The organism is Verrucomicrobiaceae bacterium, from assembly GCA_016713035.1.
Classification (GTDB): domain Bacteria; phylum Verrucomicrobiota; class Verrucomicrobiia; order Verrucomicrobiales; family Verrucomicrobiaceae; genus Prosthecobacter.
This window is the reverse complement of record JADJPW010000003.1, coordinates 438,660-462,839: the sequence shown is the minus strand read 5'-3', so window position 1 is coordinate 462,839 and position 24,180 is coordinate 438,660. Positions and strand designations below refer to the sequence as shown.

20 protein-coding genes and 1 pseudogene are annotated in these 24,180 nt (G+C 59.8%); 13 read left to right on the top strand and 8 right to left on the bottom strand.

Annotation, left to right across the window (positions count from 1 at the left end):
• Positions 1 to 119: 119 nt before the first annotated feature.
• Complete coding sequence (locus tag IPK32_12915; GenBank protein MBK8092850.1) at positions 120 to 842, bottom strand: hypothetical protein; 723 nt, start codon at positions 840 to 842, stop codon at positions 120 to 122.
• A gap of 75 nt (positions 843 to 917) precedes the next feature.
• On the bottom strand, positions 918 to 1,790 hold the full coding sequence (locus IPK32_12910; GenBank protein ID MBK8092849.1) for a DMT family transporter: 873 nt from the start codon (positions 1,788 to 1,790) through the stop codon (positions 918 to 920).
• A 93-nt stretch (positions 1,791 to 1,883) separates the two neighbouring features.
• On the opposite strand from IPK32_12910, the gene IPK32_12905 reads away from it, so the two are divergent.
• Genes IPK32_12905 through IPK32_12890 form a run of 4 tightly spaced genes read left to right on the top strand, consistent with a single transcriptional unit; the run spans position 1,884 to position 5,562 of the window.
• Positions 1,884 to 3,368, top strand: coding sequence for a DUF2868 domain-containing protein (locus IPK32_12905; GenBank protein ID MBK8092848.1), 1,485 nt, complete (start codon positions 1,884 to 1,886; stop codon positions 3,366 to 3,368).
• A 14-nt stretch (positions 3,369 to 3,382) separates the two neighbouring features.
• A complete protein-coding gene (locus IPK32_12900; protein MBK8092847.1) occupies positions 3,383 to 4,888 on the top strand; it encodes a DUF3482 domain-containing protein in 1,506 nt (501 codons plus the stop codon).
• A 5-nt stretch (positions 4,889 to 4,893) separates the two neighbouring features.
• Entirely contained in the window at positions 4,894 to 5,130 is a 237-nt protein-coding gene (locus IPK32_12895; protein ID MBK8092846.1) for a hypothetical protein, read from the top strand.
• 6 nt (positions 5,131 to 5,136) lie between these two features.
• Positions 5,137 to 5,562 carry a PIN domain-containing protein gene (locus IPK32_12890; GenBank protein ID MBK8092845.1) on the top strand — a complete coding sequence of 142 codons (426 nt, stop codon included), beginning with the start codon at positions 5,137 to 5,139 and terminating at the stop codon, positions 5,560 to 5,562.
• 2 nt (positions 5,563 to 5,564) lie between these two features.
• Here IPK32_12890 and IPK32_12885 read toward each other — a convergent pair whose 3' ends face one another.
• On the bottom strand, positions 5,565 to 5,975 hold the full coding sequence (locus IPK32_12885) for a hypothetical protein (GenBank protein ID MBK8092844.1): 411 nt from the start codon (positions 5,973 to 5,975) through the stop codon (positions 5,565 to 5,567).
• Positions 5,976 to 6,110: 135 nt separating this feature from the next.
• Here IPK32_12885 and IPK32_12880 point away from each other — a divergent pair, with 135 nt between their 5' ends.
• Entirely contained in the window at positions 6,111 to 7,469 is a 1,359-nt protein-coding gene (locus IPK32_12880; protein ID MBK8092843.1) for a DUF1552 domain-containing protein, read from the top strand.
• Here the strand turns inward: IPK32_12880 and IPK32_12875 are convergent.
• From IPK32_12875 to IPK32_12860, 4 genes and pseudogenes are all read right to left on the bottom strand, one after another.
• A complete protein-coding gene (locus IPK32_12875) occupies positions 7,391 to 8,554 on the bottom strand; it encodes a hypothetical protein (GenBank protein MBK8092842.1) in 1,164 nt (387 codons plus the stop codon). The genes IPK32_12880 and IPK32_12875 overlap by 79 nt on opposite strands.
• 681 nt (positions 8,555 to 9,235) lie before the next feature.
• Positions 9,236 to 10,186 (bottom strand): annotated as a pseudogene (locus tag IPK32_12870) (fused DNA polymerase IV/DNA polymerase III subunit alpha).
• The gene (locus IPK32_12865; protein MBK8092841.1) at positions 10,161 to 11,735 is read right to left on the bottom strand and encodes a DNA polymerase IV; all 1,575 of its coding nucleotides are present in this window, start codon (positions 11,733 to 11,735) and stop codon (positions 10,161 to 10,163) included. Before IPK32_12865 ends, IPK32_12870 begins: the two are co-directional and overlap by 26 nt.
• 6 nt (positions 11,736 to 11,741) lie before the next feature.
• A complete protein-coding gene (locus tag IPK32_12860; GenBank protein ID MBK8092840.1) occupies positions 11,742 to 12,194 on the bottom strand; it encodes a hypothetical protein in 453 nt (150 codons plus the stop codon).
• A 128-nt stretch (positions 12,195 to 12,322) separates the two neighbouring features.
• Here IPK32_12860 and IPK32_12855 point away from each other — a divergent pair, with 128 nt between their 5' ends.
• The 6 genes from IPK32_12855 to IPK32_12830 all read left to right on the top strand — a co-directional run bounded on the left by IPK32_12855 (position 12,323) and on the right by IPK32_12830 (position 18,161).
• Complete coding sequence (locus IPK32_12855; protein ID MBK8092839.1) at positions 12,323 to 12,508, top strand: transposase; 186 nt, start codon at positions 12,323 to 12,325, stop codon at positions 12,506 to 12,508.
• 3 nt (positions 12,509 to 12,511) lie between these two features.
• Positions 12,512 to 13,180, top strand: a complete 669-nt coding sequence (locus IPK32_12850) for an IS5 family transposase (GenBank protein MBK8092838.1) — start codon at positions 12,512 to 12,514, stop codon at positions 13,178 to 13,180.
• 309 nt (positions 13,181 to 13,489) lie between these two features.
• Positions 13,490 to 16,270 carry a DUF1553 domain-containing protein gene (locus IPK32_12845; protein MBK8092837.1) on the top strand — a complete coding sequence of 927 codons (2,781 nt, stop codon included), beginning with the start codon at positions 13,490 to 13,492 and terminating at the stop codon, positions 16,268 to 16,270.
• Positions 16,271 to 16,323: 53 nt separating this feature from the next.
• Complete coding sequence (locus IPK32_12840) at positions 16,324 to 16,671, top strand: VOC family protein (GenBank protein ID MBK8092836.1); 348 nt, start codon at positions 16,324 to 16,326, stop codon at positions 16,669 to 16,671.
• 68 nt (positions 16,672 to 16,739) lie between these two features.
• Positions 16,740 to 17,489 carry a hypothetical protein gene (locus IPK32_12835; protein MBK8092835.1) on the top strand — a complete coding sequence of 250 codons (750 nt, stop codon included), beginning with the start codon at positions 16,740 to 16,742 and terminating at the stop codon, positions 17,487 to 17,489.
• Between the two features lie 54 nt (positions 17,490 to 17,543).
• Positions 17,544 to 18,161 carry a hypothetical protein gene (locus tag IPK32_12830; GenBank protein ID MBK8092834.1) on the top strand — a complete coding sequence of 206 codons (618 nt, stop codon included), beginning with the start codon at positions 17,544 to 17,546 and terminating at the stop codon, positions 18,159 to 18,161.
• 143 nt (positions 18,162 to 18,304) lie between these two features.
• Here IPK32_12830 and IPK32_12825 read toward each other — a convergent pair whose 3' ends face one another.
• Positions 18,305 to 22,258 carry a cadherin-like beta sandwich domain-containing protein gene (locus tag IPK32_12825; GenBank protein MBK8092833.1) on the bottom strand — a complete coding sequence of 1,318 codons (3,954 nt, stop codon included), beginning with the start codon at positions 22,256 to 22,258 and terminating at the stop codon, positions 18,305 to 18,307.
• 176 nt (positions 22,259 to 22,434) lie between these two features.
• Between IPK32_12825 and IPK32_12820 the strand changes: the two genes are divergently transcribed.
• Together IPK32_12820 and IPK32_12815 are read left to right on the top strand one after the other, a co-directional pair.
• A complete protein-coding gene (locus IPK32_12820) occupies positions 22,435 to 22,731 on the top strand; it encodes a transposase family protein (GenBank protein MBK8092832.1) in 297 nt (98 codons plus the stop codon).
• Positions 22,732 to 22,739: 8 nt separating this feature from the next.
• Positions 22,740 to 24,068 (top strand): ISL3 family transposase, encoded by a 1,329-nt coding sequence (locus IPK32_12815; GenBank protein MBK8092831.1) that lies wholly within the window; start codon positions 22,740 to 22,742, stop codon positions 24,066 to 24,068.
• The last annotated feature ends 112 nt before the right edge of the window (positions 24,069 to 24,180 follow it).

The following is a 24,180-nucleotide window of genomic DNA, read 5'->3' as shown; positions in this document are numbered from 1 at the left end:
CTTACGTATGAAAAAGATGCCAAACGTGCTGAACGGAAACGAGGACAGGATTAACAGGATTTTCAAGATTATGCAGGATTTATCCTGGGTAACTCGGTGCGGTCCCGACGAAAATCCACTCAACTGCCGGAGTGAGTCTGATAACGATCTGGATGCTCCACTCGATCTATTATATGACTCGCGAGAGGAATTGCAGCGCAGTCAAATGTGGCTGCAACCAGCGTGATGATCCATGCTGTTTGCAGCTTGCCTCGTCTGGCTACGCGGATGACGAGACCAAGAGCCGGAAGGGCAATCCCGCCGCCAACCAGTAAGCCAAGGAACATCGCAACCAGAGGCATATCGTCAAAACCCCATATGAGCTGCTTCCCTGACATGAAAAGCAACGCCGCAGCTACTGGAAAAAACGCGAACACAGGCGGAGCGATTATATACAATGCAATTCGAGGCCACGCCCGAGCTATCATATCGGCTACTTCACGAGCGAAGCTTCGTGACTCCCCGCCCAGAGGCCGTGTATCCAGTAAGTGGGTGCCTACAATTGATGTCTTGTCCGGCAAACCACCCCAACTGGCACCTGTCCAACGCCAGAGTTCATTAATTGCAATCTCGGTCGGTGGCCCGAACTCGGACTTTGGGACGAGTCCGCCTGCTTCGTAGAGCAGGTTTGTTGTCCTCATTTTCACGGTGACATAGCCCTCAGAAAGCCGGGAATTCCCGACGATTTCCACCTCTCTCTTCACGTCGCGGGCTATGAAACGCGATAGTGTGCTCCCCACCCGGTATTTGCCCTCCCGCATTCTGCGGCAGAAGTCCCGTATTAATTGGAAAAAGGAATTCATCAAAGTTACCACATGTAACGGGCAAATGGTATCTCTGCAAAGCATCCAGATCGGTCTTACCGATTGACCACGCACCTATGCTTCCACCACTTTGCGCAGCCAAGGCAGAGATACCACGCTAGCGATGATGATGCTGGCCCCGAAGTAGAATCCTGGGCTCATGAACTCACTGCTGCCAAAGATCAGCGCAGCGAGGATGATGCCATAGACGGGCTCCAGATTGTAAATCACGTTCATGGAGAAAACCGACATCTGGCGCAGCGCCTTCATAAAGCCCGCATAAGCCGCTACGGTGCAAAAAATGGCCAAAATGCCGATCCAGAGCCGATCTGGCCCCACGGGCACGACAGGCCAAAAACCGGTCTCAAACAGCGGGCGGCTCAAAAATGCCGCGATGAATGCTCCGAGCATCTGCCAGGCCCCGATTCGGCTCCAGTGGCATGCGCCGACTTGTTGCTTGCTCATCACCGCAAAGACCGCCGCCAGCACGGCGGCGATGATCGCCACGGTGAAGCCCTTCCAGTAGCTGAACTCGACTTGATAGATGATCCACACCGCTCCCACCATCATGAGGCCGACGAGAAGCTCCAGCGCCCGCCATTTTCGCGTGCCGTCGATGAGTGGCTCGATCAGTGAGCTCCACAGCATGGCCGTAGGCATCGCTGCGAGGCATACAGAGGCGGTCGAGAGCCGTGTAGCCAGGAAAAACAGCACCCAGTGGATGCCCAGCACCGCTCCCACCGCCGCGAAGCGCAGTGCCTGTGAAGCGCTGATTTTTTGCCCACCCGTAAACCGGGCGAGCAGGGCAAAGCACGCCGCTGCCACGCCAGTGCGCCAAATGGTGACATCCACCGCTGGCAGCGTGATGAGCTTCCCCAAAATTGCCGTGAAACCCCACGCCGCCACGACGAGGTGCATCAGGAGGTAATCGCGGGTGGTTGTGGTCATGAGAAAAATGCGCTGCCTCAAACACGCGATTGGAAAGGAGCGCAAGCCGCGTTAGAGAGCCGTAGAAACCCCTGTGAATTGATTACTCGCTAAATGGAATGGAACGACTGGCTGCGCATCCTGCGTTGGCGAGCCCTCGAAGAGGGCGATGCTGACGGGACGCTCGTGAACGCGGAGCGCCGCCGCGCCGCCACGGCCCATTCCCGCGCTGGTTTGAAGAGTGAGGATGTCGTGGGTGATGTTCTGGATGATCGCACGGCCTCCTTTTTGCAAAAACGGGCCACTTGGCTGGAAAACGAGGCCGTCGGCTGGCGTGGTGATCTCATCAAGGCCCTAGCTGCGCTACGCGTGCCGCAGGGACGCCGTGCCTGGGCCATCGCGGGCTGGGCAGCGGCTTTTATCGCGGGTTATGCCATGACGGATCTCGGCCAGGAGCGTGAGTTTAATCTGCTCGCTCTGCCGCTGGTCGGGCTGGTGGCGTGGAATATCGTGGTGGTGGTGCTGGGCCTGCTCTGTGAGCTGCTGCCAGCTCGCACGATGGCTGGACGCGGTGGCTGGTTGGCCGAGGTGCTGGCCCACGGCGTGGGTAGGCTGAAAAAAAGCAGCGCCGCCGATGAAAACACCGTGCTGCATGCCGTGCGCACGCGGTTTGAGGACTTAGCGTGGCCGCTAGCATGGCGCAGGCTGCATGCGCAGTTGCGGAGCTGGCTGCATGTGGGCGCGGCGCTGATGGCGCTGGGGAGTGCGGCGGCTCTGTATGCGCGTGGTTGGTCACGCGAGTACCGCGCGGTGTGGGAGAGCACGCTGCTGGGGGATACCGGTGCAGCGTATTTCTTTGGCACGCTTTTTCGCCCGGCTTCTGCCGTGATGGGGCGGGAGGTACCGCTGAGTGAAGTGCCAGGCATGCGGCGCACTCTTGGCAAAGCGGAGAAGCCTGCGGATGCGCTGCCGTGGATTCATCTATACGCCGGGACGCTGCTGGTGCTGGTGATCGCGCCGCGCCTGCTGTTGGCAGGCCTGGGCGCTGCACGGCTGAATGGTGCCATCGATGCCCGCGCTCGCTCGCTGGGCTGGGGGAATCACCTGCGCCGTCTGTTGCATGCGGTCGAGGGCGGTGAGCAGCTCGTGGAGGTGCTCGTTCACGGTATGGAGACGGGTTCTGTGCACAAAGAGACCTGGGATCGCGGTGTGCGGCAGCGATTCGGCGGCCTGACCCGCGCGGAGTATGTACGCATCGCTCCTGGGGATGAAGATGACTTCGCCGCGCAGTGGCAGCCGCGCTCACCGCTGGTGGTGCTGCTTTTTAATATGGCCACCACGCCAGAGGCAGAGGTGCAGCGCCGCCTCGCAGCAGATTTGCGTCAGCGCCTGCTCACGCGGCATGCGGAGCCCGATTTCGTGGTCCTACTGGATGGCACCAGCCTCTGCGGACGCTGGGCAGATGACAAGATCGCCGGACGCGAGCGCCTTTGGACCGAGATGATGGAAGGCCTGGCCGATGAGGTGCTCGTCGCCCTGCGCAAAGACGGCGGCACACGAGAGTTACCAGCCAGCACCGTTTCCAAAGTGACCCAGTGACGATATTTCGCGGCATGACGAGTGAATCCCCCAGCACGAAGAAAAACAATGAAGCGGACCTCGCGGTGCGAACGGATGCCGACATCGTCACGCTGAGCCTGATCTCCCACACAAACACCGGCAAGACCACGCTGGCTCGCACGCTGCTGCGCAGTGATGTGGGTGAGGTGGCGGATGCTCCGCACGTCACCCTCTTTAATACCTCCTACACTCTCCTGCATGATAGCGGCAGCCTGCTGCGCCTGTGGGACACGCCGGGTTTCGGAGATAGCGCACGGTTGCTGAAGCGCCTCCAGCGCGAGCGCAATCCCGTCCTGTGGTTCCTTTCGCAAACGTGGGATCGCTTCACCGACAAGCCGCTCTGGTGCGGCCAGCAGGCTCTCAAAAATGTGCGTGAGGAGGCAGATGTCGTCCTCTACCTGGTGAATGCCTCCGAGCCACCGGATGCCGCGACGTATGTGACGCCGGAGATGCAGATCCTCGAATGGGTCGGCAAGCCCGTCATCGTCCTGCTGAATCAAACGGGCCGCCCTCAGGGTGCGGAGGTCGAGGCAGGCGAGATCGCCGCTTGGCGTGATCATTTGAAGTCGCATGCGCTCGTGCGGGATGTGCTGGCGCTGGATGCCTTTGCCCGCTGCTGGGTGCAGGAGGACAAGCTCATGGACTCGCTGCTCCCACTCATGGAAGGCAGCAAGATCGCCACCTTTCAGCACATCAAGCGCCTGTGGGCACGGCGAAACATCGAAACCTTCCGCGCCAGCGTGCGCCTCGTCTCTGAGCAGCTCACCGCCTCGCTCCTTGACGGCATCGAAGTCCGCACCGAAACGCTGCTGGAGCGTGTGGGCTGGAATCGCGACGGTTTGAATCGCGAGTACAACGACGCACGGCAAAAACTCGCTGCGCAACTCGCTGACCGCGTGGAGCAGACGACCAATCATCTCATCGAGACGCATGGACTAGAGGGCGAAGCACGGCGGCGGCTCAGTCAGGCCGCCCGTGACCACTTTCACCTGCCAGAGAATGTGAATGAGAACATCTGGGGCGTGCTCGGCAGCTTCGCCGGCGGCGCGATGGGTGGACTCATCGCCGATCTGAAGCTCGGCGGCATGCCCTTCGGCTGTGGTGCCCTCCTCGGTGGTGTCGCGGCGGGCGTGGGAGCCTACGCACTCATCCGCAGCTACAATCTCGTGCGCGGCGGGGATCAGCGCCTGCGCTGGTCCCGTGAGCACTTCCGTGAGCAGGTGAAGCTAGCCTACCTCACCTATTTGGCCGTTTGTCATCATGGCCGTGGTCGTGGTGAGTGGAAAGAGAGCGACCAGCCCGCACACTGGGATACCACCGTGGAAAGCGTGCTCGAGACGCATCAAGACGCCCTCGATCACCTCTGGAAAAACGGCGTCGAAAAAGAGCTCGGCCCCGAGTCCATCTCACGCCAGTCACGCCATTTCGTCACCGATGGCCTCACCCTCCTCCTCCAGCGGCTCTATCCAGGGACAAAGATCGAGATGAGTAGCCGGTAGAGATCATGAGTGACAAAGGACCTGCGGCGATTAAAATCCGCCTCATGCAAGCGACACTGCCACAAGCGCCCTCAGACATCGAAACCCGCCTCCAACGGCTGGAAGAGCAAGTCGCACGCCTGCTCGGCCCCAAAGAGCCAAAGCAAAGCTGGCGGAGCAGTTTCGGATTACTCAAAGACGATTCATTGGGCCGCGAGATCGACGAACTCGGCAAACAGTGGCGCGAAAGCGTGACGGAATGATGCGTCATGCTGTATCTCCTCGATACCAATCATGTGACGGAGTTTGGCTATAGTTCGGAGCCGGGTTTTCGGCTGTTACGGCGTATCGACGAAGCCAAAGCAGAGTGCGTTACGAGCATAATTACTGTCGAGGAAGACCTTCAGGGCTGGTTGGCGCGGCTAAACAAGGTTCGGCACACAGATCTGCAAATCGAGGTGTATCACAGACTTGAAGAGCGCATTCAGTTCTTCCATCGATGGGTCGTGCTCCAATTGGATCGTGAGTCCTTGGCTCAGTTCCATGCCTTTCGAAAACAGGGCTATGGACGAATCGGAACCCAAGATTTGAAGATCGCGTGCATCGCACTCGCGCATGATGCGACGGTGCTCACACGCAATGTGGCCGATTTTCAACAGATTCCAGGCCTCCGGGTGGAAAACTGGCTCGACTGAACTCAGTCCAACTTCGCCTGAAAAGACACCACCGCATTCAGAGGCTGTAAGACGGAGCGTAGGTCGGACTCGAAGCTCTTTTGGTTCTCGGGTGGGATGTGGGAGCTGTGGTAGATGATGCGCACGGTGGGGGCTTGGAGGCTTTTGGCATTGCGCAGCACGGCGACGAGTTCTTCGCGCTTTGCCCGCATGCGGATTGAAGGATCTCTCGGGCTGCGCACTTGGAACCACTGCGTCGTGCCATCGAATTCGAGGGTGAAGTCCTCACTTTGGATGAAATCCATCGCCGTTCCGACGAGGCCAGTGGCTTTCCCGGCAGAAGCACCTGCGCCAGAAGAAACTTGGGGGCCGAACATGTCCCAAAAGGCATATCCGATGAGTCCGAAGGCGATGAGCATGGCGAGCAGTTTCATAGAAGAATGCCCAAAATGTCCTTCAGGCTCTCTGGGCTCGCAAGACATGCTTTGCGCTAAAAAAGCGACTATCTCATCGCCATCGACACAGATGGATAGTAAGCCTCCATTGTCATCGTTTTCTCCAGTAACCCCATGAACGAATTTACCTCCACTTTTGCCGCTACGCATGCCGTGAGCCGCCGCCGTATGCTGCGCGGGCTCGGCACACTGATGTCGCTGCCATTTCTGGAATCCCTCACGCCGCGCCTGAGTGCCGCAGAGGTGAAAAAGGCCGCCGCACGGCCCCTACGTGCTGCCTGGCTCTATATCCCCAATGGCGTCAATGTGAACGAGTGGTTCCCCACAGGCGAAGGCAGCACGTACACGCTTTCAAACTCGCTCAAAGAGCTCGAAAAGCACCGTGCGGACTTCACCGTCATCTCTGGCCTGATGCAGGACTGGGCATCTTCCCACGGCAATGGCGGTGGTGATCATGCGCGAGCTGTCGCCACCTTTCTCACCGGCTGCCAGCCGAAGAAGACTGCCGGCTCAGACATCCACCTGGGTATTTCCATTGATCAGATCGCCGCGAACAAGATCGGCCATCTCACACGCTTGCCATCGCTGGAGCTGAGCACGGATGGTCAGCGTAGCAGTGGAAAATGCGACAGCGGCTACTCCTGCGCCTACCAGTTCAATATGGCGTGGAAAAACGATACCATGCCCCTCGCACCAGAAATGGACCCACGGCTCGTCTTTGAGCGTCTCTTCGGACTGGGTGCGGCGAGTGGCAAAGATGCCAAGCGCCAGCAGCGCCTGCAAAAGAGCGTGCTCGATACGGTGCTGGAAGAGGCCAAGTCCCTGCAAAAGAAAGCCAGCACTGGGGATAGCCGCAAAATCGACGAATACTTCGCCGCTGTGCGTGACATCGAGCTACGGATCGAGCGAGCGGAGAAATTCCAGGCCGAGATGCCGGATGTGAAAGTGCCAGAAGGCATCCCTGATAATTACGAAGAGCATATCCGCGCCATGTTTGACCTCCTGGTGCTCGCTTTTCAGACAGACAGCACGCGTCTAGCCACCTACATGCTCGCGCATGATGGCAGTAACCGCAGCTTCCCAGAGATCGGTGTGCCAGATGCCCATCACTACCTCTCACATCATCAGAGCGATGCGCAGAAGCTCGAAAAGATCGCCAAAATCGACCGCTTCTACCTGCGGCAGTTCGGTTACTTCCTGGATAAGATGAAATCCATCAAAGACGGCGAAGGCACGCTGCTGGATCAGTCGATGATCGTCTTCGGCGGAGCCATCGGGGACGGGAATCGTCACAATCATAACAATCTGCCCATCCTCTTTGCAGGTGGTGGCGGTGGCACCATCCACCATGGTCGCCGCATCGTGCTGAAAGAGGATACGCCGATGACCAATCTCTATCTCAGCATGCTCGACCGGCTCGGAGTCTCCGCAGAACGTGTGGGTGATAGCACCGGCAAGCTAGATCTGAGCTGACGCGCCTTTTCGATCCGCCGCACCTCCAGCGTGTAGCCTTGTTCATTATCGAAAGGGCGCACGTCGGCGGTGATCTGCACCACGGGGTAGCGCACGGTATTCAGGCCGTAAAGGCGGTATGCGGCAGCGAAAACCTCGCACTCCACGATGCCGCTGTAGTCGCAGATGGAGATGAATTTCATCGGCTGGCCATCCTGCTGCATGTGGTGACGACTGACGATGATGAGGCCGCAGACGGTGACGCACTGATTGTGGTAGCGATGCAGCTCTGCGATGGGGCAGTAGGTATGCCAGGCGATGTGTGGATGCAGATCGAGCGGGTGGCCGGTGACGGTGTAGCCGAGTAGCTCCATCTCATCTTGCAGCTTTTGCAGGGGCGTGGGCTCCTCGCGGAAGGTGGTGTGGATGGCGTCTGAGGCTGCCGTGTCCTGGAGCAGCCAGTCATCACCGTGGCCTACATCGCGGGCACTGTGTAGGCATTGCCAGAAATGCTCCGTGCGGGTGCCTCCCAGCCGGTCAAAGGCGCCACAGCGGATGAGATTGAGAGCCTCATGCGCTGCGGGTCGCACGCGGGAGATGAAGTCGCGGATCGTGATGAATGGCGTGTGATCCTGCCGCCAGCGTGAGAGCGTGGCCGCGCTGATGTCCTTGATGCAGCGCAGCGGGACGCGGATGGCCGATTTGACTCTTGCTCCTGCTCTTGCTCTTAATCTCTCCTCTTCTGAAGATTGAGAGCAAGAGCAAGACTCGGAAACGTCCATTGCGACAAAAGCGTCCGTGAATGCATTCACACAGGGTGAGAGAAAGCCGATGCCGAGACGGCGGCACTCCAGTGTGTAAACCAGTGCGGAGTAGAAGCCTTTGCCGTTGCTGAGCACGGCCGCCATGAACACGGCGGGGTGGTAGTGCTTGGCGTAGGCTCCTTGGTAGGCCTCCACGGCGTAGGCGGTGCTGTGAGCACGGCAAAAGGCGTAGCCCTGAAAGCCTGCGATGAGGTCCCACACCTCGGTGATGGTGTTTTCATCGTGCAATCGCTCACGGGCAGCGGCGATGAACTCGATGCGGACTTCCTCCACCTTTTTCATGTCCTGCTTCACCAAAGCACGGCGCAGCACATCCGCACGGCCTGGAGCGAGTCCGGCGAAAGCCTCACAAATCTGCAAAATGTGCTCTTCATAAGCCACGACGCCGAAAGTGCTGCGCAGCACGCCAGCGAGGCTTTCGTGCGTGTAATCGACTTTTTCGAGTCCCTGGGCTCTGCGGGCGAATTGGGCCTTTTTGAGCCCGTTTGCGGCTCCTGGACGGATGACGGACACGATGGCGACGAGTCGGTCGATGTCCCGCACATCGGCCATGCATGCCAGACTGGTCATGGCGGGGCTTTCGATGTGGTGAACGCCGCGTGCATTCCCCGTGGCGATCATGTTCCACACGCCAGGATCGCTCCAGGGCTCAATGTGGCCCTCACGCGGCGGATTCTCCGTGCCACCGAGCAGGCCGACTTCGAGGGCGTGGAGGTCGAGGGCGTTCGTTTCACGCAGAGCGTCGTGGAGTGCGTGTGGCAGAGGGGCAAGGCGCAAGCCATTGCCCCGGCGACACCGCTGTCGAGCACGGTTTACGGGTTCGGATGCCGAGGAGCTTTCGACAGCGGTGTCGTCGATGCGAGGTGCCCTCGCATTTCTGCCACCGCACTCCACGACGCTGCCGCGATATTCGATTGATCCAATGGCCGCCTGCGTGTCCCGCAGCACGGCGAGGCCACCTTGGGCGAGGATGTCGAGCTTGATGAGGCCGACGGCTTCGACGGCGTCCATGTCGAAGTGGGTGGTGGGCCAGCCTTTGCCGCTGATAAAGGTGGGGGTGAGGCTGCGGATGGGATCGCGGGAGAGGACGACGCCGCAGGGGTGCATTTTCGCGTAGCGTGGGAAATCATCGAGCATGCCTGCCATGAGCAGGGCGGTGCGTAGCGGCTCCTCCTGCCATGCGCTGTGGTCGCACTCGCGTGACATGGCGATGGCATCTGCCGCGTGGCGGGCATCTGTCCATGGCATGTGCTGGGTGAGGCGGCGAATTTCGTTTTCGGCCACGCCGAGCACCTTCGCCACGTCACCGAAGGCGGAGCGGGCCTGGAAGGTATTGAAGCCGCCGACGATGGCGGCGTGCTCGGGGCCGTAGCGGTCGAGAAGTAGCTGCACGACGTCGTCTTTGCGATCATGAGCGAAGTCGATGTCGATGTCTGGGAGCTTTTGCAGCGCCATGCGGTCGCGGTTGAGGAAGCGCTTGAAATATAGCTCAAAGCGAATGGGGCAGACGTTGCTGATGCCGAGGCAGTAGCAGACCAGCGAGTCCGCGGCGCTGCCTCGTGTGATCCAGCCGATGCCGAGTGCGGCGCACTCCTGCAGGAGGTGCCAGACGGTGAGGAAATACTCCTCGTAGCCGACTTCGGCGATGATGGTGAGCTCTTCGCGGAGCTGGGCCTCGTGCAGTGTGGATTTGGCTCCGTAGCGGTTTTTTAGGCCTGCATGGGCGAGCTGGTAAAGCATGGCCGCAGGTGTGGAGCCATCCGCAGGCGTGTAGCGCGGGAAACGCAGCGTTTTGAAGTCAAAGGCGAACTCGCAGCGCTCGATGATGTCTGGCGCGGGATGTCCATGCTGAAACGCAAAATCACCACGTCGCTTCTGCGGATGCGGTTCATGCAGGAGTGTGAGCGTTTTCATGCTTTGCAGGATGTCGAAGAAGACTTTGTCCTGCGGTTTGTGGTAGCGGATTTCCGGCTGTGATGAGGCTGGGGCGAGGATGAGGCCGCTTTGATGATCGTGGAGCAGTTGGGGCGTGATTTTCGCTGCGGAGAGCAGGCGGCAAAGATTGGCGTAGCCGGCCTGATCCTGCACGTAGGCGAGCAGTGGCTTCTGATCGCACACTAGCTCTGCGCCGATGATGGGCTTGATCCCAGCGGCGGTGGCGGCTTGGAAAAAAGGCACGGCGGCATGCAGATTCATGGCGTGTGATGATCTGCGGTTTGCTAGCACGCTCACGCAGGACGGGGTTGGTCACGCTGGCGGTGGGTGCGGTGACGAGCTGCGGTTTTGGCAAGGTCTGCCGTGGGGCGTTTTTTCGCTGGGTGAGCCAAAGATCATGCCCACGCATGATGCTGCGCTGGGAGCTGCGTAGGTCGTCGATGACGAGTGCGAGTGTGTGAAGCCTCTCACGCTTCACATCGGCCACCTCCAGCGGCAAGACGGCGCTGAAGCCGCTCTCGTAGATCTTGGTGAAGCGCAGGCCGATGAGGCGGATGCTGACGCGGCGCTCCCAGGCGCGGGTGAGCATGGCTTGCAGCAGTGGATAAAGATCGTGCTCGAGATCGGTCGGTTCATCGAGGCTGGCGGAGCGAGTGACCTCGTCCATGTCGTTGTAGCGCAGGCGGAGCGTGATGGTGCGGATGCTTTTTTTATCCTCCCGCACGCGGCGCATGAGTGTGTCTGCCATGGCGCGGAGACGGGCGATGATGAAGGCGGTGTCGGTGGTGTCCTGGGGGAAGGTTTCTTGCTCGCCGTAGCTTTTCGCCGCTGGTGCATCGCAGATGACGGGGCGTAAATCATGCCCGAGGGCGAAATCACGCAGGGCAGCCGCGCCGCTGCCTACGAGCAGAGAGAGCTCATCGACTGGCGTATGGGCGATGTGCTCCACCCGGCGGAGACCAGCGGTATCGAGCCGCGCCGCGAGCTGCGGCCCTACCTGCGGCAGCCATTTGTTCTCCAAAGGCCAGAGGAAGCCCTGCTCGTGCCCTGGAGCGACTTCGATGAAGCAGTGCGGCTTGCGTAGCTTGCTGGCGATCTGGGAGACGAGCTTGTTCGCCCCGACTCCGACGGAAACGGAGAGCTTCAGGCTCTGCGAGATGGCTTTCTGCATCTTTGCGGCGGCATCGCTGGCGCGGGTCTGGCGTGCGCCATGCAGATCGAGGTAGCATTCATCGATGGAGGCCTGCTCCACGATGGGGGTGAAGTCATAGGCATAGCTGAACATGAGCTGCGAGAAGCGCTCGTATTTATCAAAGTCACATGGCAGCACGATGAGGCCGGGGCAGAGCTTCCGGGCCCTGGCGGTGGGCATGGGTGTGTAGATGCCCATTTTCCGCGCCTCATAGCTGGCAGAGGCGATGATGCCACGCCGCTGCCCCCCGACGGCGATGGGCCGCCCGCGCAGCTTTGGGTCCGCCGCCTGCTCGACGGAGGCAAAAAACGCATCCGCATCGAAGTGCAAAATCATGGCGCATCACCTTTCTGTGAGCCGTAGCAGGGCGATAAGCACGCCCTGGATGACGAGCTCGCGTGCGGGGATGAGGTCTGGATACTTCGGGTTCGCGGCGCGGAGATAAGGCACGCCGTTTTGCAGGATGAAGCGTTTCAGGGTCGTCTCGCCGTCGATGAGTGCCGCGACGATGTCGCCGTGCCGTGCTTCGCGGAACTCCATGATGGCGACATCGCCCTCCAGGATGCCTGCATGCCGCATGGAGTCGCCACGGACCTTTAGCGCAAAGGTGCGGGCATTTTTCGGCAGGCGCAGCGTGGTGGGATCGATGTCGATACAGCCATCCATGCGGCCCTCTGCGCTATCTGGCTGCCCAGCGATGATGCTGCCGAGCAGCGGCACCTGGTGACGAATCCAAGAACGAGCCTGGGAGAGCCAGAGGAGCTGGAGGACGTGTTTTTGGCGTGGGGTGAGCATGTGGTCTCTATATGCGTTCTAAAGAACAGTCAAAGAGGATTTATGTTATCTCAACAGCCCATCCCAAGATTAAGAGCCTATCCGGCAAATAGTTGTAGCCAGTAAAAGCTGAAAGTGGAAGGTGGGCGATGCCAGCCAAGCCCTATCAACCAGCCGGTTACGATTCTGATCTCAGCGATGCGGAATGGGAACTCATCAAGCCTATCATCTACCCGGCTGGCGCGAAGCGTTGTCGAGGCAGGCTGCGAGCTCCCGACTCCGCCCGAATCTGCCTGGACACCATCCGCTATGTGCTCAAAACGGGCTCTCAGTGATCGATGATCCCCAAGAACCTCGCGCCCCGCAGCACCGCTCACGACGCCTTGAGTAAATGGACCGAGCAGGGCTTGTGGCCCAAGCTCAACGACGCCCTGCGCACCCAGACACGCCTGATGCTAAAAAACGCCATGCCCAGCGCCGCTGTCATCGACAGCCAAAGCGTCAAAGGCGGGCAGCTACCGGCTGTGAGCTGCGGTTACGACGCGGGCAAGAAGATCAAGGGACGCAAGCGCCACGCGCTCACCGACACCAACGGCCTGCTGCTGGGCGTGGTGGTCACGCCCGCCGACGTGCAAGATCGTGACGGCGCAAAGCTGCTGTTGTGCATGTTTTGCCATGGCTTCCTGAGCCTGCTGATGATCTTTGCCGATGGTGGCTATGCCGGGAAGCTGGAGACCTTCGTGCAGAGCATGGGACAACTCTTCGGTCACGGAGCGAGTTTTGCCTTGGGGATCATCAAGAAGCTCGAAGACCAGAAGGGCTTCGTGGTGCTGCCGCGCCGCTGGGTCATCGAGCGCAGCTTTGGCTGGCTGGTGAAGCAACGCCGACTCACACGGGATCACGAGAAGAACCCGCGCCATCACGAAGCCTTTGTTTACCTCGCCTTCATCGGCATCATGGCCAGACGCCTCACCTCGTTACAACCTGTCGAACCTTTTGCCGGATAGACTCTAAGGCATATGACCCGAATTGCCCCCGCGTTTTGTCATCCATCAAGTGCAGCCTGATTTGTTGGCAAAGCTGCGATAACACGTAACCTGATCCCATGCCTCATTGGAAATCCATCCACATCGAATGTTTCCGCCGCCCGGAAAACCTGCGGCTGGATGACCTTGGCTCAGTGAACCTTCTCGTGGGTAAAAACAACAGTGGCAAGACCAGCGTGCTGCGAACAGGGAACCGCGAACAGGGAACCGCGAACATTGCTGCAAAAGACCGTGCTGGGAGCGGACGTTATGCTGGGCCACTTTGTTCCCATGCGTATCGCTTTTACTCTGCTCGCTCTCTCCACGGCTGCCCAGGCGGCAGATATGACGCATTTTGAGCAGCGCATCCGCCCCTTGCTCATCGAGAACTGCATCGACTGCCACGGGCCGGAGAAGCAAAAGGGCGGTCTGCGCCTGGATGCACGTAGCGGGTGGCAAACCGGGGGCGATTCGGGGCCGGCCATCACGCCGGGGAAGCTCGATGCCAGTCATCTCTGGCGTGCCATCAGCTACACCGATCGCGATTTGAAGATGCCGCCGAAGCGGAAGCTCAAAGAGAGCGAAATCGCCGATCTACGACTCTGGATCGAGTCTGGGGCACCCGATCCGCGTGAGGAACAAAACCCGCGCATGGCCAAAACCAGCTCGAAGCGTGCGGATGCCACTTTTTGGTCCTTTCAGCCGCCGCAGGCCCATCAGCCGCCTGCCGTGAAAAACAACGCTTGGCCGGCGAACTCCATCGATCACTTCATTTTGGCCAAATTGGAGCAAAATGGCCTCTCGCCCGCTCCTGATGCCGATGCGCACACGCTCCAGCGCCGCATCAGCTTTGATCTGACAGGTCTGCCGCCTGATCCCACGACGCAGGCTGCCGACATGCAGAATCTGGAGGCCTATGTGGACCGGCTCCTCGCCTCGGATGCCTTTGCCGAGCGGTGGGCCTCGCACTGGCTAGACATCACGCGGTTTGCCGAGTCGAGCGGTGGCGGGCGCTCCTTGCCATTCAAGGATGCGTGGAGATTCCGTGATTACATCCTCGACTCCCTGCGCACGAATGTGCCGGTGGACCGCATGATCACCGAGATGCTGGCGGGCGATCTCTTGCCGCATGAAAATGCCGCCCAGCGCCGCCGCCAGCTCACCGCCACGGGCTTCCTCGCACTCGGCCCCACGAACTACGAGGAGCAGGACAAAGGCATGCTGCGCATGGACATCATCGACGAGCAGCTCGATACCCTGGGCCGTGCCTTCATGGGCATGACGATCGGCTGCGCCCGCTGCCATGATCATAAATTCGATCCCATCAGCGCCCGCGACTACTACGCCCTGGCGGGCATCCTGCGCAGCACCCGCACGCTCAAAAACTACACCGACAACGTCGCCCACTGGATCGACACACCTCTCCCGCTCGATGGGGCGGCCGAGAGCGCGATGCAAAAGCATGAGCGCAGGGTCGAGGGCTTCAAAACGGAGATCGACCTCATCAAGGACCAGCTCCGTGACGCTGGCAGCGAGGATCTGCGTCGGCGCAAAAACATCTCCCCTAGCGATCTGCCGGGCATCGTCATCGACGACAGCGCCGCGCAGAAGGTCGGCGCATGGAAAAGCTCCACCCACTTTGGTCCCTTCATCGGTGAGGGTTACTCCACGGATGAAAATGAGGGCAAAGGCGAGAAAACCATCACCTTCACGCCCAAGCTGCCCAAAGCGGGCCGCTACGAAGTCCGTGTGGCCTTCAGTGCAGGCCCGAACCGCGCCGAAAGCGCCACCGCCACCATCCTGCATGCCGATGGCGAGGACTTGAAGACATTCAAACTCGCCACCGGGAACCTGCGCGGCCTACAATTCGCTTCACTAGGCACCTTCCGCTTTGAGGCGAACGGCCAAGGCTTTGTCCTCATCACCAATGCGGCCTCCCAGGGCTACGTCACGGTCGATGCGGTCCAATTTCTGCCCGCAGAAAGCGCCGCCGAGGAACCCGTCGTGAAAAAAGACTCCGAGGCAGAAGGTCAGCTCAAAGCACGCCTCGCCACGCTCGAAAAGCAGCTCAAAGCGCTGGAAAAAGCCCAGCCACCACGCTCCGAGGCCATGTCCGTCGCGGAGGACGAAAAACCTGAGGATGCCAAAATCCACATCCGCGGCAGCACGCGGAATCTCGGAGCCGTGGTGCCGCGCGGCTTCATCCTGGCGGCTCTGCGGCCGGGTGCACCCAGCGTGCCCGCCACTAGCAGTGGCCGCCTGGAGATGGCGCGGTGGATGACCTCACGTGACCACCCGCTCACGGCCCGTGTCATGGTGAACCGCGTGTGGCATTGGCTCTTCGGGGTCGGCATCGTGCGCACCACGGATAACTTCGGCAGCACGGGCGAGCTGCCCAGCCACCCTGAGCTGCTCGATCATCTGGCCTTGCAGTTCATCGCGGACGGTTGGGATCTGAAGCACCTTATCAAGAGCATGGTCCTCAGCCGCAGCTACCGCCAGGCCTCCTCGGGTAAAGTGCTCCCGACAGATCCCGATAACCGCCTCCTCGCCCGCATGAACCGCAAGCGACTGGATGCGGAGTGCATCCGTGATGCCATGCTTTCCGCCGCAGGCACTCTGGAGCAGCGCTTCGGTGGCCCCGGCATCGGTGATGCCAAAGCAGTCGATTCAAACGATCAAAAGGTACAGAACCTCGAATACGGCTACGCCTTCAATGACACGCGCCGCAGTGTGTACAGCGCCGCCTTCCGCAATGTGCGGCATCCGCTCTTTGAGGTCTTTGATTTCGCCGACATCAATCAGCCCATCGGTCAGCGCGGCACCAGCACCGTCGCGACGCAGGCACTTTTCATGATGAACTCGCCCAAAGTCATCGAGCAAGCCCGCGCCGCTGCCGATGCCCTGCTCCAAAAGCCACCGCGATGCCTGCACGCATCCAGACCGCCTTCACAGGCTCTCTCCAGCGCCCGCCTACCGCTGCCGAGGCCGCCCAGGCCAGCGAATTCATCGAATCGAGCCGCAGTGGCAATGACAGCCGCGAAAGCGAGCGTGATCTCTGGGCCCGCCTGATCCAGACTCTGTGGGCCACACCGGAATTCCGCTTCCTCGACTAATCACAGCACATGAAACCCGAAAAAGTGAAGTTCATGCTCCTGGCTGCCGACATGCGGCGTGCGACGGCTTTTTACCGCGATGCCATCGGTCTCGAAGAAGTCTTCGTGAGCGATTTCTGGACGGAACTGCGGCATGGCGATGCCATCATCGCCCTCCACGGTGGTCATGATGGCCAGCGCAATCCCACCGGCCTGACCTTCCAATTTGAGGATGTGCTACAGAAAGTGGACGTGCTGACTCAAGCCGGTGCCACCGTGCTCCAAGCACCCACGCAGCGTCCCGGTGATCCGGTGCTGCTCTCCATCCTGCGTGACCCGGAGGGCAATGAGTTCTTTGCCACCCAGTATGTGGGTTAGGAGGCACTTCTCTATTTACCTATTTGGCGTTCCGGGTTTACCTTTGGGGCTCTCCCGATATCCCGAACATGCCAGACGCTCCCTCTCCGCCGCAACCGGCGCAAAATCCGCTTCTCGATCTGCTCCTCAATGTGGTGGTCCCATCCGTGGTGCTCGAAAAACTGAGCAAGCCCAATTACCTGGGCCCCGCGTGGGCACTGGTCGTCGCGGTGCTCATCCCGGTGGGCTACGGGCTGTGGTGCTTCTCCCAAAAGCGGGGGATGAATTTTTTCTCCGTCTTCGGCCTCATCGCGGTGGTGGTCACAGGCGGACTGGGGCTGATGAAGCTGGAAGCGGTGTGGTTCGCGGCCAAAGAAGCCGCCTTTGCCGTGGTGCTGGGGCTGGCTTTCCCGCTGAGTCTGCGCTTTGGCCGCCCACTGGTCTCAGAGCTGCTGCTCAATCCCCAGATCGTGAATGTGCCGCTGATCGAAAAGTCGCTGAACACGCCGGAGCGGCGCAGCGGCTTCACCACCCTGCTCAAAGAGGCCTCCTGGGGCATGGGCGGCACGATGCTGCTCTCTGCCGTGGCGAATTTTTTGCTCGCCTGGTATCTGCTGGAGGGCAAAGAGCCCGGCTCAGAGCCCTACACCCAAGCCATCGGTCGCCTGAACTGGATGAACTACCTCGTCATCGGCCTGCCGATGGTCGCAGTGACGATGGGGCTGCTCTTTTGGATGCTGAAGCGCATCTCCGGCCTCACGGGGCTGGAGCGTCAATTTCTAATGTATGACGGCGAAACCGTTAGTCGCCAGGTCGGCCAAAACAATGCGGCGGATTGATGCGCGTGTCGCGTCCGGCACCCTGGCACTTCACCGCTCGCTCTCCTCTGGATCATGAAACGACGCATCGCACTCACCGCGGCCGTCTTGGCATTCGCGAGTGCTGGGTGTGTCGCGGTGCGCACCTGGTGGATTCGGCGTGCTCCATCGATTCCATCGGTGGGCGGCAGGTCCTTGCAGATCCGCCTGCAAGACGCTGGATTCACCTACTTGCAGAAAGATCCACGGTGGGCTGCGGACCCGCTCGGAGCGACCGCCTGCACGCTCGGCTCCCATGGCTGCACGGTGAGCAGTGTCGCGATGGCGTGCACGAATCTCGGTGTCTCCATCACGCCAGGAGAGCTCAATGAGCTGCTGAAAAAGCACGATGGCTACCTGCCCCAAGGCTGGCTGGTATGGAATGCCATCCCCCGAGTCACCCGTGGCAAGCTCACGGCTGAATACCACGCCAAACCCACGCACGAGGCCATCGACCGCGCCTTGGAGGCTGGGGCCTTCCCCATCGTGAAGTACTTTCTCCTCGGCGGCATCCAGCACTGGCTGGTCATCACTGGCAAGGATGGCACGGACTACCTCGCCCGTGATCCTTTGCATGACGACCGGATGCCCCGTCGCCTGAGCACCCTCGCCGAGCGAATCTACGCGCTGCGTGTGGTGAAACGTGCGCCGTGAGTGTGTGGAGCGTCACGCGGCCTCCGTCGGCAACACAGCGCGGCATTCCGACTCTGCGGCGGGCCCTTTTCGCTGAAAGCGCCGCCGCAGCACATGCTGGAGCCAGGCGCAGCTAAAACAAAGAGCGCCTGCGGGATGCAAATTCAAGGGGCTAGTGTGACTTGCAGACGAAAGAAGTGGGCGGCTTGGCCGCTGATTTCGGGATAGGGAAGCCAAAGAGCCTGATAGATACCGTCATCGGCGATGACGATGGGCGTGTCCGTGCTGTCTTGCCATGAATTCAGATCGACACTGAAAGAAGGAGTGCATTGAAGGCCGACCTGGGCGTGGTCTTTGCGCCGGATAAAGACTGCGCACCATACCGGAGTGCCGCCCCCAGGAGGCGGTCGTTGCATACTGGTAGGCTGGCCGGTGGCCATGAGTGTGGAGTCATTCACCACGAGCGGGCCATTGCCAACACCACTGGCACCAGGCGTGCCAAAGGTGTATTCGAGAACGTTGGCGATGCCGTCGCCATCAAAGTCATCAAGGGGCCCGGAGCTGGTCGTGCCTGTGATGCCTGTGCTGCTGCGCCATTGCTCAAAAGAAGCCGCACGTGTGATATGGATTGAGTAGTACCAAGTGTGACCTTGCTCTGTATCGCAGAGGATATTTATGTCGTTGAGCCCTGCGTTGAGCTGTAACGTCACAGGGACGCCGCTGCTGATGGATGCTCTCGGAGAATTATTTTGGCCCAATTTTAACAAGGTAATACTGGGGGCTGCTGCGGTTGCAGAAAGGTCGATGCTGGTCGTGCTGAGAGGGACCTGAAGGGTGTAGCTGTAAGTGGTGCCATCAAAGGCAGGGCTGAGTGTGCTGCTGCTCACAGTGAGGTCTGAGAGCACCGGAGCTGTCTCGAAGTAGCTAGTTGCTCGAGTAGTCCAACCGCCGGATGTGAGTTCTTGAATGCTCACAGTGTGCCAAGTGCCAGGGGGGAGTCCGCTCAGAGGAACGATCACGGTCTCTGCGGTCCTACCGCTTGGTGCGAACAATGGCAGGGGCTTGGTCAGATAAGGAGGATGACTGTTGATCGTGTACCTGAACTCCGAGCTCACGCCGTTGGGATTGATGGTGGCGTGAAGAACCGCGCTGGTGGCGGTGATATTCGTCATTGGTGACAGCGTCACAATGGGCGAGGCCTTTTGAATGAACACTTGGCGCATATCACTGGCCTGCCAGAAGCGGTCCCCTGGCTGGTAAGCGATAACGCTGATGGTGCCAGGCCCTGTGACCGTAAGTCGGTCGCCATTGAGGACGGCGTCGCCATTGACGATGTAGCGGGGTGGCAGGCCGCTAGAGGCCTGGGCATTCAGCGTGACGGTATCTCCCACACTCATCCCAGAGGGCGGAAAGAATGAGAGTGTCTGTGGTGCAGATAGAGCTGGGAATACCTGATCGGGCTGGAGCTGATCGTGCCCTGCAAAGCCTGTAGAGCCTCTATTCGCCTCGCCCCAACCCCAAAGGGTGCCGTCCTTGGTAAGGGCCAATGGATGGGCACCATTCGAGATAACCCTGGCCCAGCTATTTGACGTGCCGATGCGGATCGGGGAGACGGTGGAGCTGGCCGAGTAGGTGCCATTTCCTAACTGCCCGGTAAATCCGTAACCCCATACCCAGAGTGAGTCGTCGTTTTTGATGCCCAGGCTGGTACTGCCATTCGTGCTAGCAATGGATTTCCAGGTTCCTGAAATCAAATATGGAGAGAGTCTTGACCCACTGACACCGAGCTGACCGCTGCTGCCACTCCCCCAAGTATAGAGGCTTCCGTCCCACTTTAAAGCCATGGAATAAAAAGTGCCGCCAACAGCGATTTTCACATCGGACAGCACTTGGACGGGATTCAGCACATTCGTCGAGGTGTTGTTGCCGATCTGACCGCTGGAGTTTAGGCCCCAGGCCCAAAGGGTTTGGTTAGTCTTTGAAGCAAGGCTATGACCACCCGCAGTGTCGAATACGGTGGCCCAGTCATTTTCCGTGCCGATGCGCACTGGCGTGAGTGATCCGGTGGTGGTCCCATTGCCGAACTGGCCGTAAGAATTGTCCCCCCACGCCCAAAGAGAGCCATCTGTCTTCACGGCAAGGGTGAAGTCCGATGTGTTCGTCAAATTATTCGAGCTAGCGCTGACTACGGCCCAATCTGTATCTGTGCCGATTTGCACGGGTGAGTTGCTGGCGGTTGTCGTTCCATTGCCGAGTTGGCCAGCAGTGTTGCTACCGAATCCCCAGAGGGAGCCATCGCTCGCGATCGCCATCGTGTGCCGGTATCCCGCGCTCAGCTTGCGCCAGGATTGCGTTCCTGGCACCTGAGTCGCCACAGGGAGAGGCTCTCCATACTGACCACCTAGCCCGAGCTGGTATGAATTGGAGCCGAGAGCCCAAAGTGTTCCGTCTGGCCGTATCATGGCGGTAGTCCCTAGCCGCCCAGCTGCGGTCTGATTCAGTGGTCCGAGCAGTGGCTGTACTGGCAGCGGCAATCGCGGCAGCCAGCCGATCTGACCAAGAGCATTACTTCCCCAGCCTTGGAGACCGCCGTCGGTGGTCGTCGCATGACTCGTTGTCATTCCTGCCGCAATCTCACTCCAATTCTGAGCGGAGCCGACTTTCGTTGGGGTATAGACCCTCGGAAAAGGGCTGGCGAGTCCGAGGCCGAGCTGGCCATCAACGCTATTGCCCCAACTCCAGAGCGTGCCGTCCAGAGCCAATCCGAGAGCATGAAGCCCCCCAGCGGAGATTTTGGCGAAGAGGGTGCTGGTCGCGCAAGCATTTGGTGAGGAGGTGTTAGAAACAATACCGCCACGGCCAAGTTGGCCGTTGCCGTTTGCCCCCCAGGACCAAACAGTGCCATTGAAAAGAATAGCGATAGAGAAGCGATAGCCTGCTGAGACTGCGTTCCAACTCCCTGCGGTGATCTGCACGGGCGTGGCACTCATGGTAGTGGTCCCGTCGCCGAGCTGTCCGTTAGTGTTGTCACCCCAGGCCCAGAGCAGGCCGCTGGTCTTCAGTGCCAGGGTGAAGTCTCCACCAGCACTCAGGCCAGCTTCGGTCTGCCGCCAGTCATTATCCGTGCCGATCTGCACCGGTGAGGCGTAGAGAGCTGGTGTGATGTCTCCCTGGCCGCACTGGCCGAGGTTATTTGCACCCCAGGCCCACAACGTCCCGTTTGTCTTCACGGCAATGCAGTGGTCGAACCCGGCGACTGCCCAGGCCCAGTCAATGTCGCTGCCGACCCGCGTTGCAGTGGTGTACAGCGTTGCATTGGCGGTTCCCTGACCGACTTGACCAAGATTGTTTTTCCCCCAAGCCCAGAGCGAGCCATCCGTGCGGGTGCCGACGGCATGGGTGAGTCCTGCACTCACCTGCCGCCAGTTGGTCGCGGTGCCGCTTTGCACCGGAGTGCGTGAGGTCCCGGTGACTCCATTACCCAGCTGGCCGCTGTCATTGTTCCCCCAGCCCCAAAGTGTCCCATTCGCCCGTATGCCTAGAGAAAACAGGCCCATTTTGCTGCTGGCTAACCTCAAGAAGCCGCTACCCGCCGCCTCTAGCCTAAAGGTCTGATACTTTGGCAGGGAACTACCAGCCACCGCTTTGACAGTCACTGCACCCGGCGTGTTACCCAAGTAGATCACATCCTCATACACATATGCGCTATTTGTCCCGGCTACGATTTCATAAGTCACCGTCGAGGAGCCACTTGATGTCGCATTCAGCGAGAAAGGGGCGTCATCAATGTATTTCACGCCGATGGGCGGAAAGGTTACCACTTCGCTCACTTGAGTCAGCGTGATGTCATTCCCATCCCCGCCCGCATAGGTAAGTTCAAAGTTATGCGGAGTCGAGGACTGAAGTCCGACGACGAGTCCCCCTTCGGGCACGTTGGTGAATGTGCCACTCACGGACTGAGCCCCCGTGTGATTGACCAACTTGAGCACCGTGCCTGCTGGTGGAGCAAAATCGAGCGTCACCTGCAATGGCCCGCTCGCAGTATAAAGGCTAGATGTGAGGGGGATCGTGTTCGCATCCGTAAAATGCACGGTCTCACTTTTGGAGATGGAATTCATCCACCCCAAAGCCACCAGTATCGCCAACCTTAAGTCGAAGACAGTGCACAATTTCATGATTTCTGATGGCTTACCATGCGCGGAATTTTGGTTCATCCGGGAAGTTGGTGCGGAGGGGGGCGTGACGATGGCAAAAGGGCAGGATGAGCCAGAGTTTGCTATATCACGCGTTTGGCGTGCGCGAAGGATACGAGTATCGCAGCACGAAGTATGTGGAGGGCCGGGTGGAGTTCCATCTAGCGGTCAAGGATCAGCACATTGAGTGCCCGCACTGCCAGGGGCGGGAGTATTGGAGGCGCGGCAAAAGGCAGCGACGCATCAAAACCCTGCCCATCGGCCCCAAACAAGTGGTGCTGGTGGTGGAGGTGCCCAAATGCGAGTGTCGTGGCTGTGGCAAAAGCTTCGAGCACTCCCCCTTTGCTCCCGCCTGCAGCCACCACAGCCGCGCCCTAGCTCGATTCGTCTGCGAGTGAGCCGCTTCATGAGCCTGCAAGACGTGGCACGCTTCACACACCTGGGTTGGGACACGGTCAAAAGCATTGTGAAGGCCGATTTGGCACGGCGCTTTGAGAAGGTGGAAATGCGCGAAGTCAGGCGCATCGGCGTGGACGAAAACTACCTTGGCAAGAAGGCCAAATACGTCACCCTGGTGGTCGATCTGGAAAGCGGACGCGTGCTTTGGGTGGGCAAAGGACGCGGCAAGGCCCTGGAGGGCTTCTGGGAGCGGCTGCGGCGCAGCGGTGCCCACATTGAGGCGGTGGCCTGCGACATGAGCGGAGCTTACTGGAGCGCCATCAACGAGCACCTGCCTGACGCTGCGTTAGTCTTCGACCACTTCCACATCATCAAGCTCGCCAACGAGAAGATCGACGAGATACGGCGCGGTCTGCAGCGCACACTAGAGCTCACCGGACAGAAGTTCATTAAAGGCACGCGCTACCTGCTGCTCTACGGCAGGGAGAATCTGCCGCCGGACAAGCGCCCGGAATTGGAGGAAGCCCTCGCCTACAACGAGCCGCTCTCCAAAGCCTACTATCTCAAAGAGGAGCTACGCCAGCTATGGAACCAGCCGGGCAAGGAGGCAGCGCAAAAGTATCTGCAAGAGTGGATACTCAAAGCCTACGCCACGGCCATCGGGCCGCTCAAGCACGCCAACACGATGCTGACGCACGCGCGGCAAATACTCAGCTACTTCGACCATCCGATCAGGCTCCGGCATCATGGAGGGCCTCAACAACAAAATCGGCCGCCTCACGCGCCTGGCCTACGGCTACCGCGATGTGGACTTCCCTCCACCTACGCATCTACGCGCTCCACGAGTCAAAAGACATACTCACCGGCACTTGAATGCCGCACCAACTTCCCGGATGAACCGGAATTTTGTGGCAATAGGAAAATCCCTCATGCGCGAATGGAAGCAATGTCCCCAGACGAATCCAACCGTCTAGCAAATCGCCGCCGCAGCACATGCTGGAGCCAAGCGCAGCTAAACCAAAACGATCCCGCGATCACGACGCAGGCCGCCATGGGGCAGTCCAGCGCGAGGCTCAGGTGCAGACCGGCGATGGAGCTGAGCACGGCGTGCAAAAGACTGAGCCATAGGCAGACAGAGAGCCGGGTGCTGATGAGCTGTGCCGTAGCTCCCGGCAGGATGAGCATGGCGATGACCAGCACGGCGCCCACACTCTCAAAGGCGGCGACGATGACGATGGAGAGCACCGCCATGAGGGCGAGATGCATCTTCCCTGGCGCAAAGCCCTGTGATCCGGCCATCAGCGTGTCAAAGGAGGTGATCAGTAGTTCCTTGTAGAAAAGCACGATCAGCACCGCGACGATGAGAGTGATGCTGCCCATGATCGCCACTGCCGCTGGCATGCCTGCGGAGCTATCGAGGAATTCCAACTGGCCGTAGAGCACGCAGT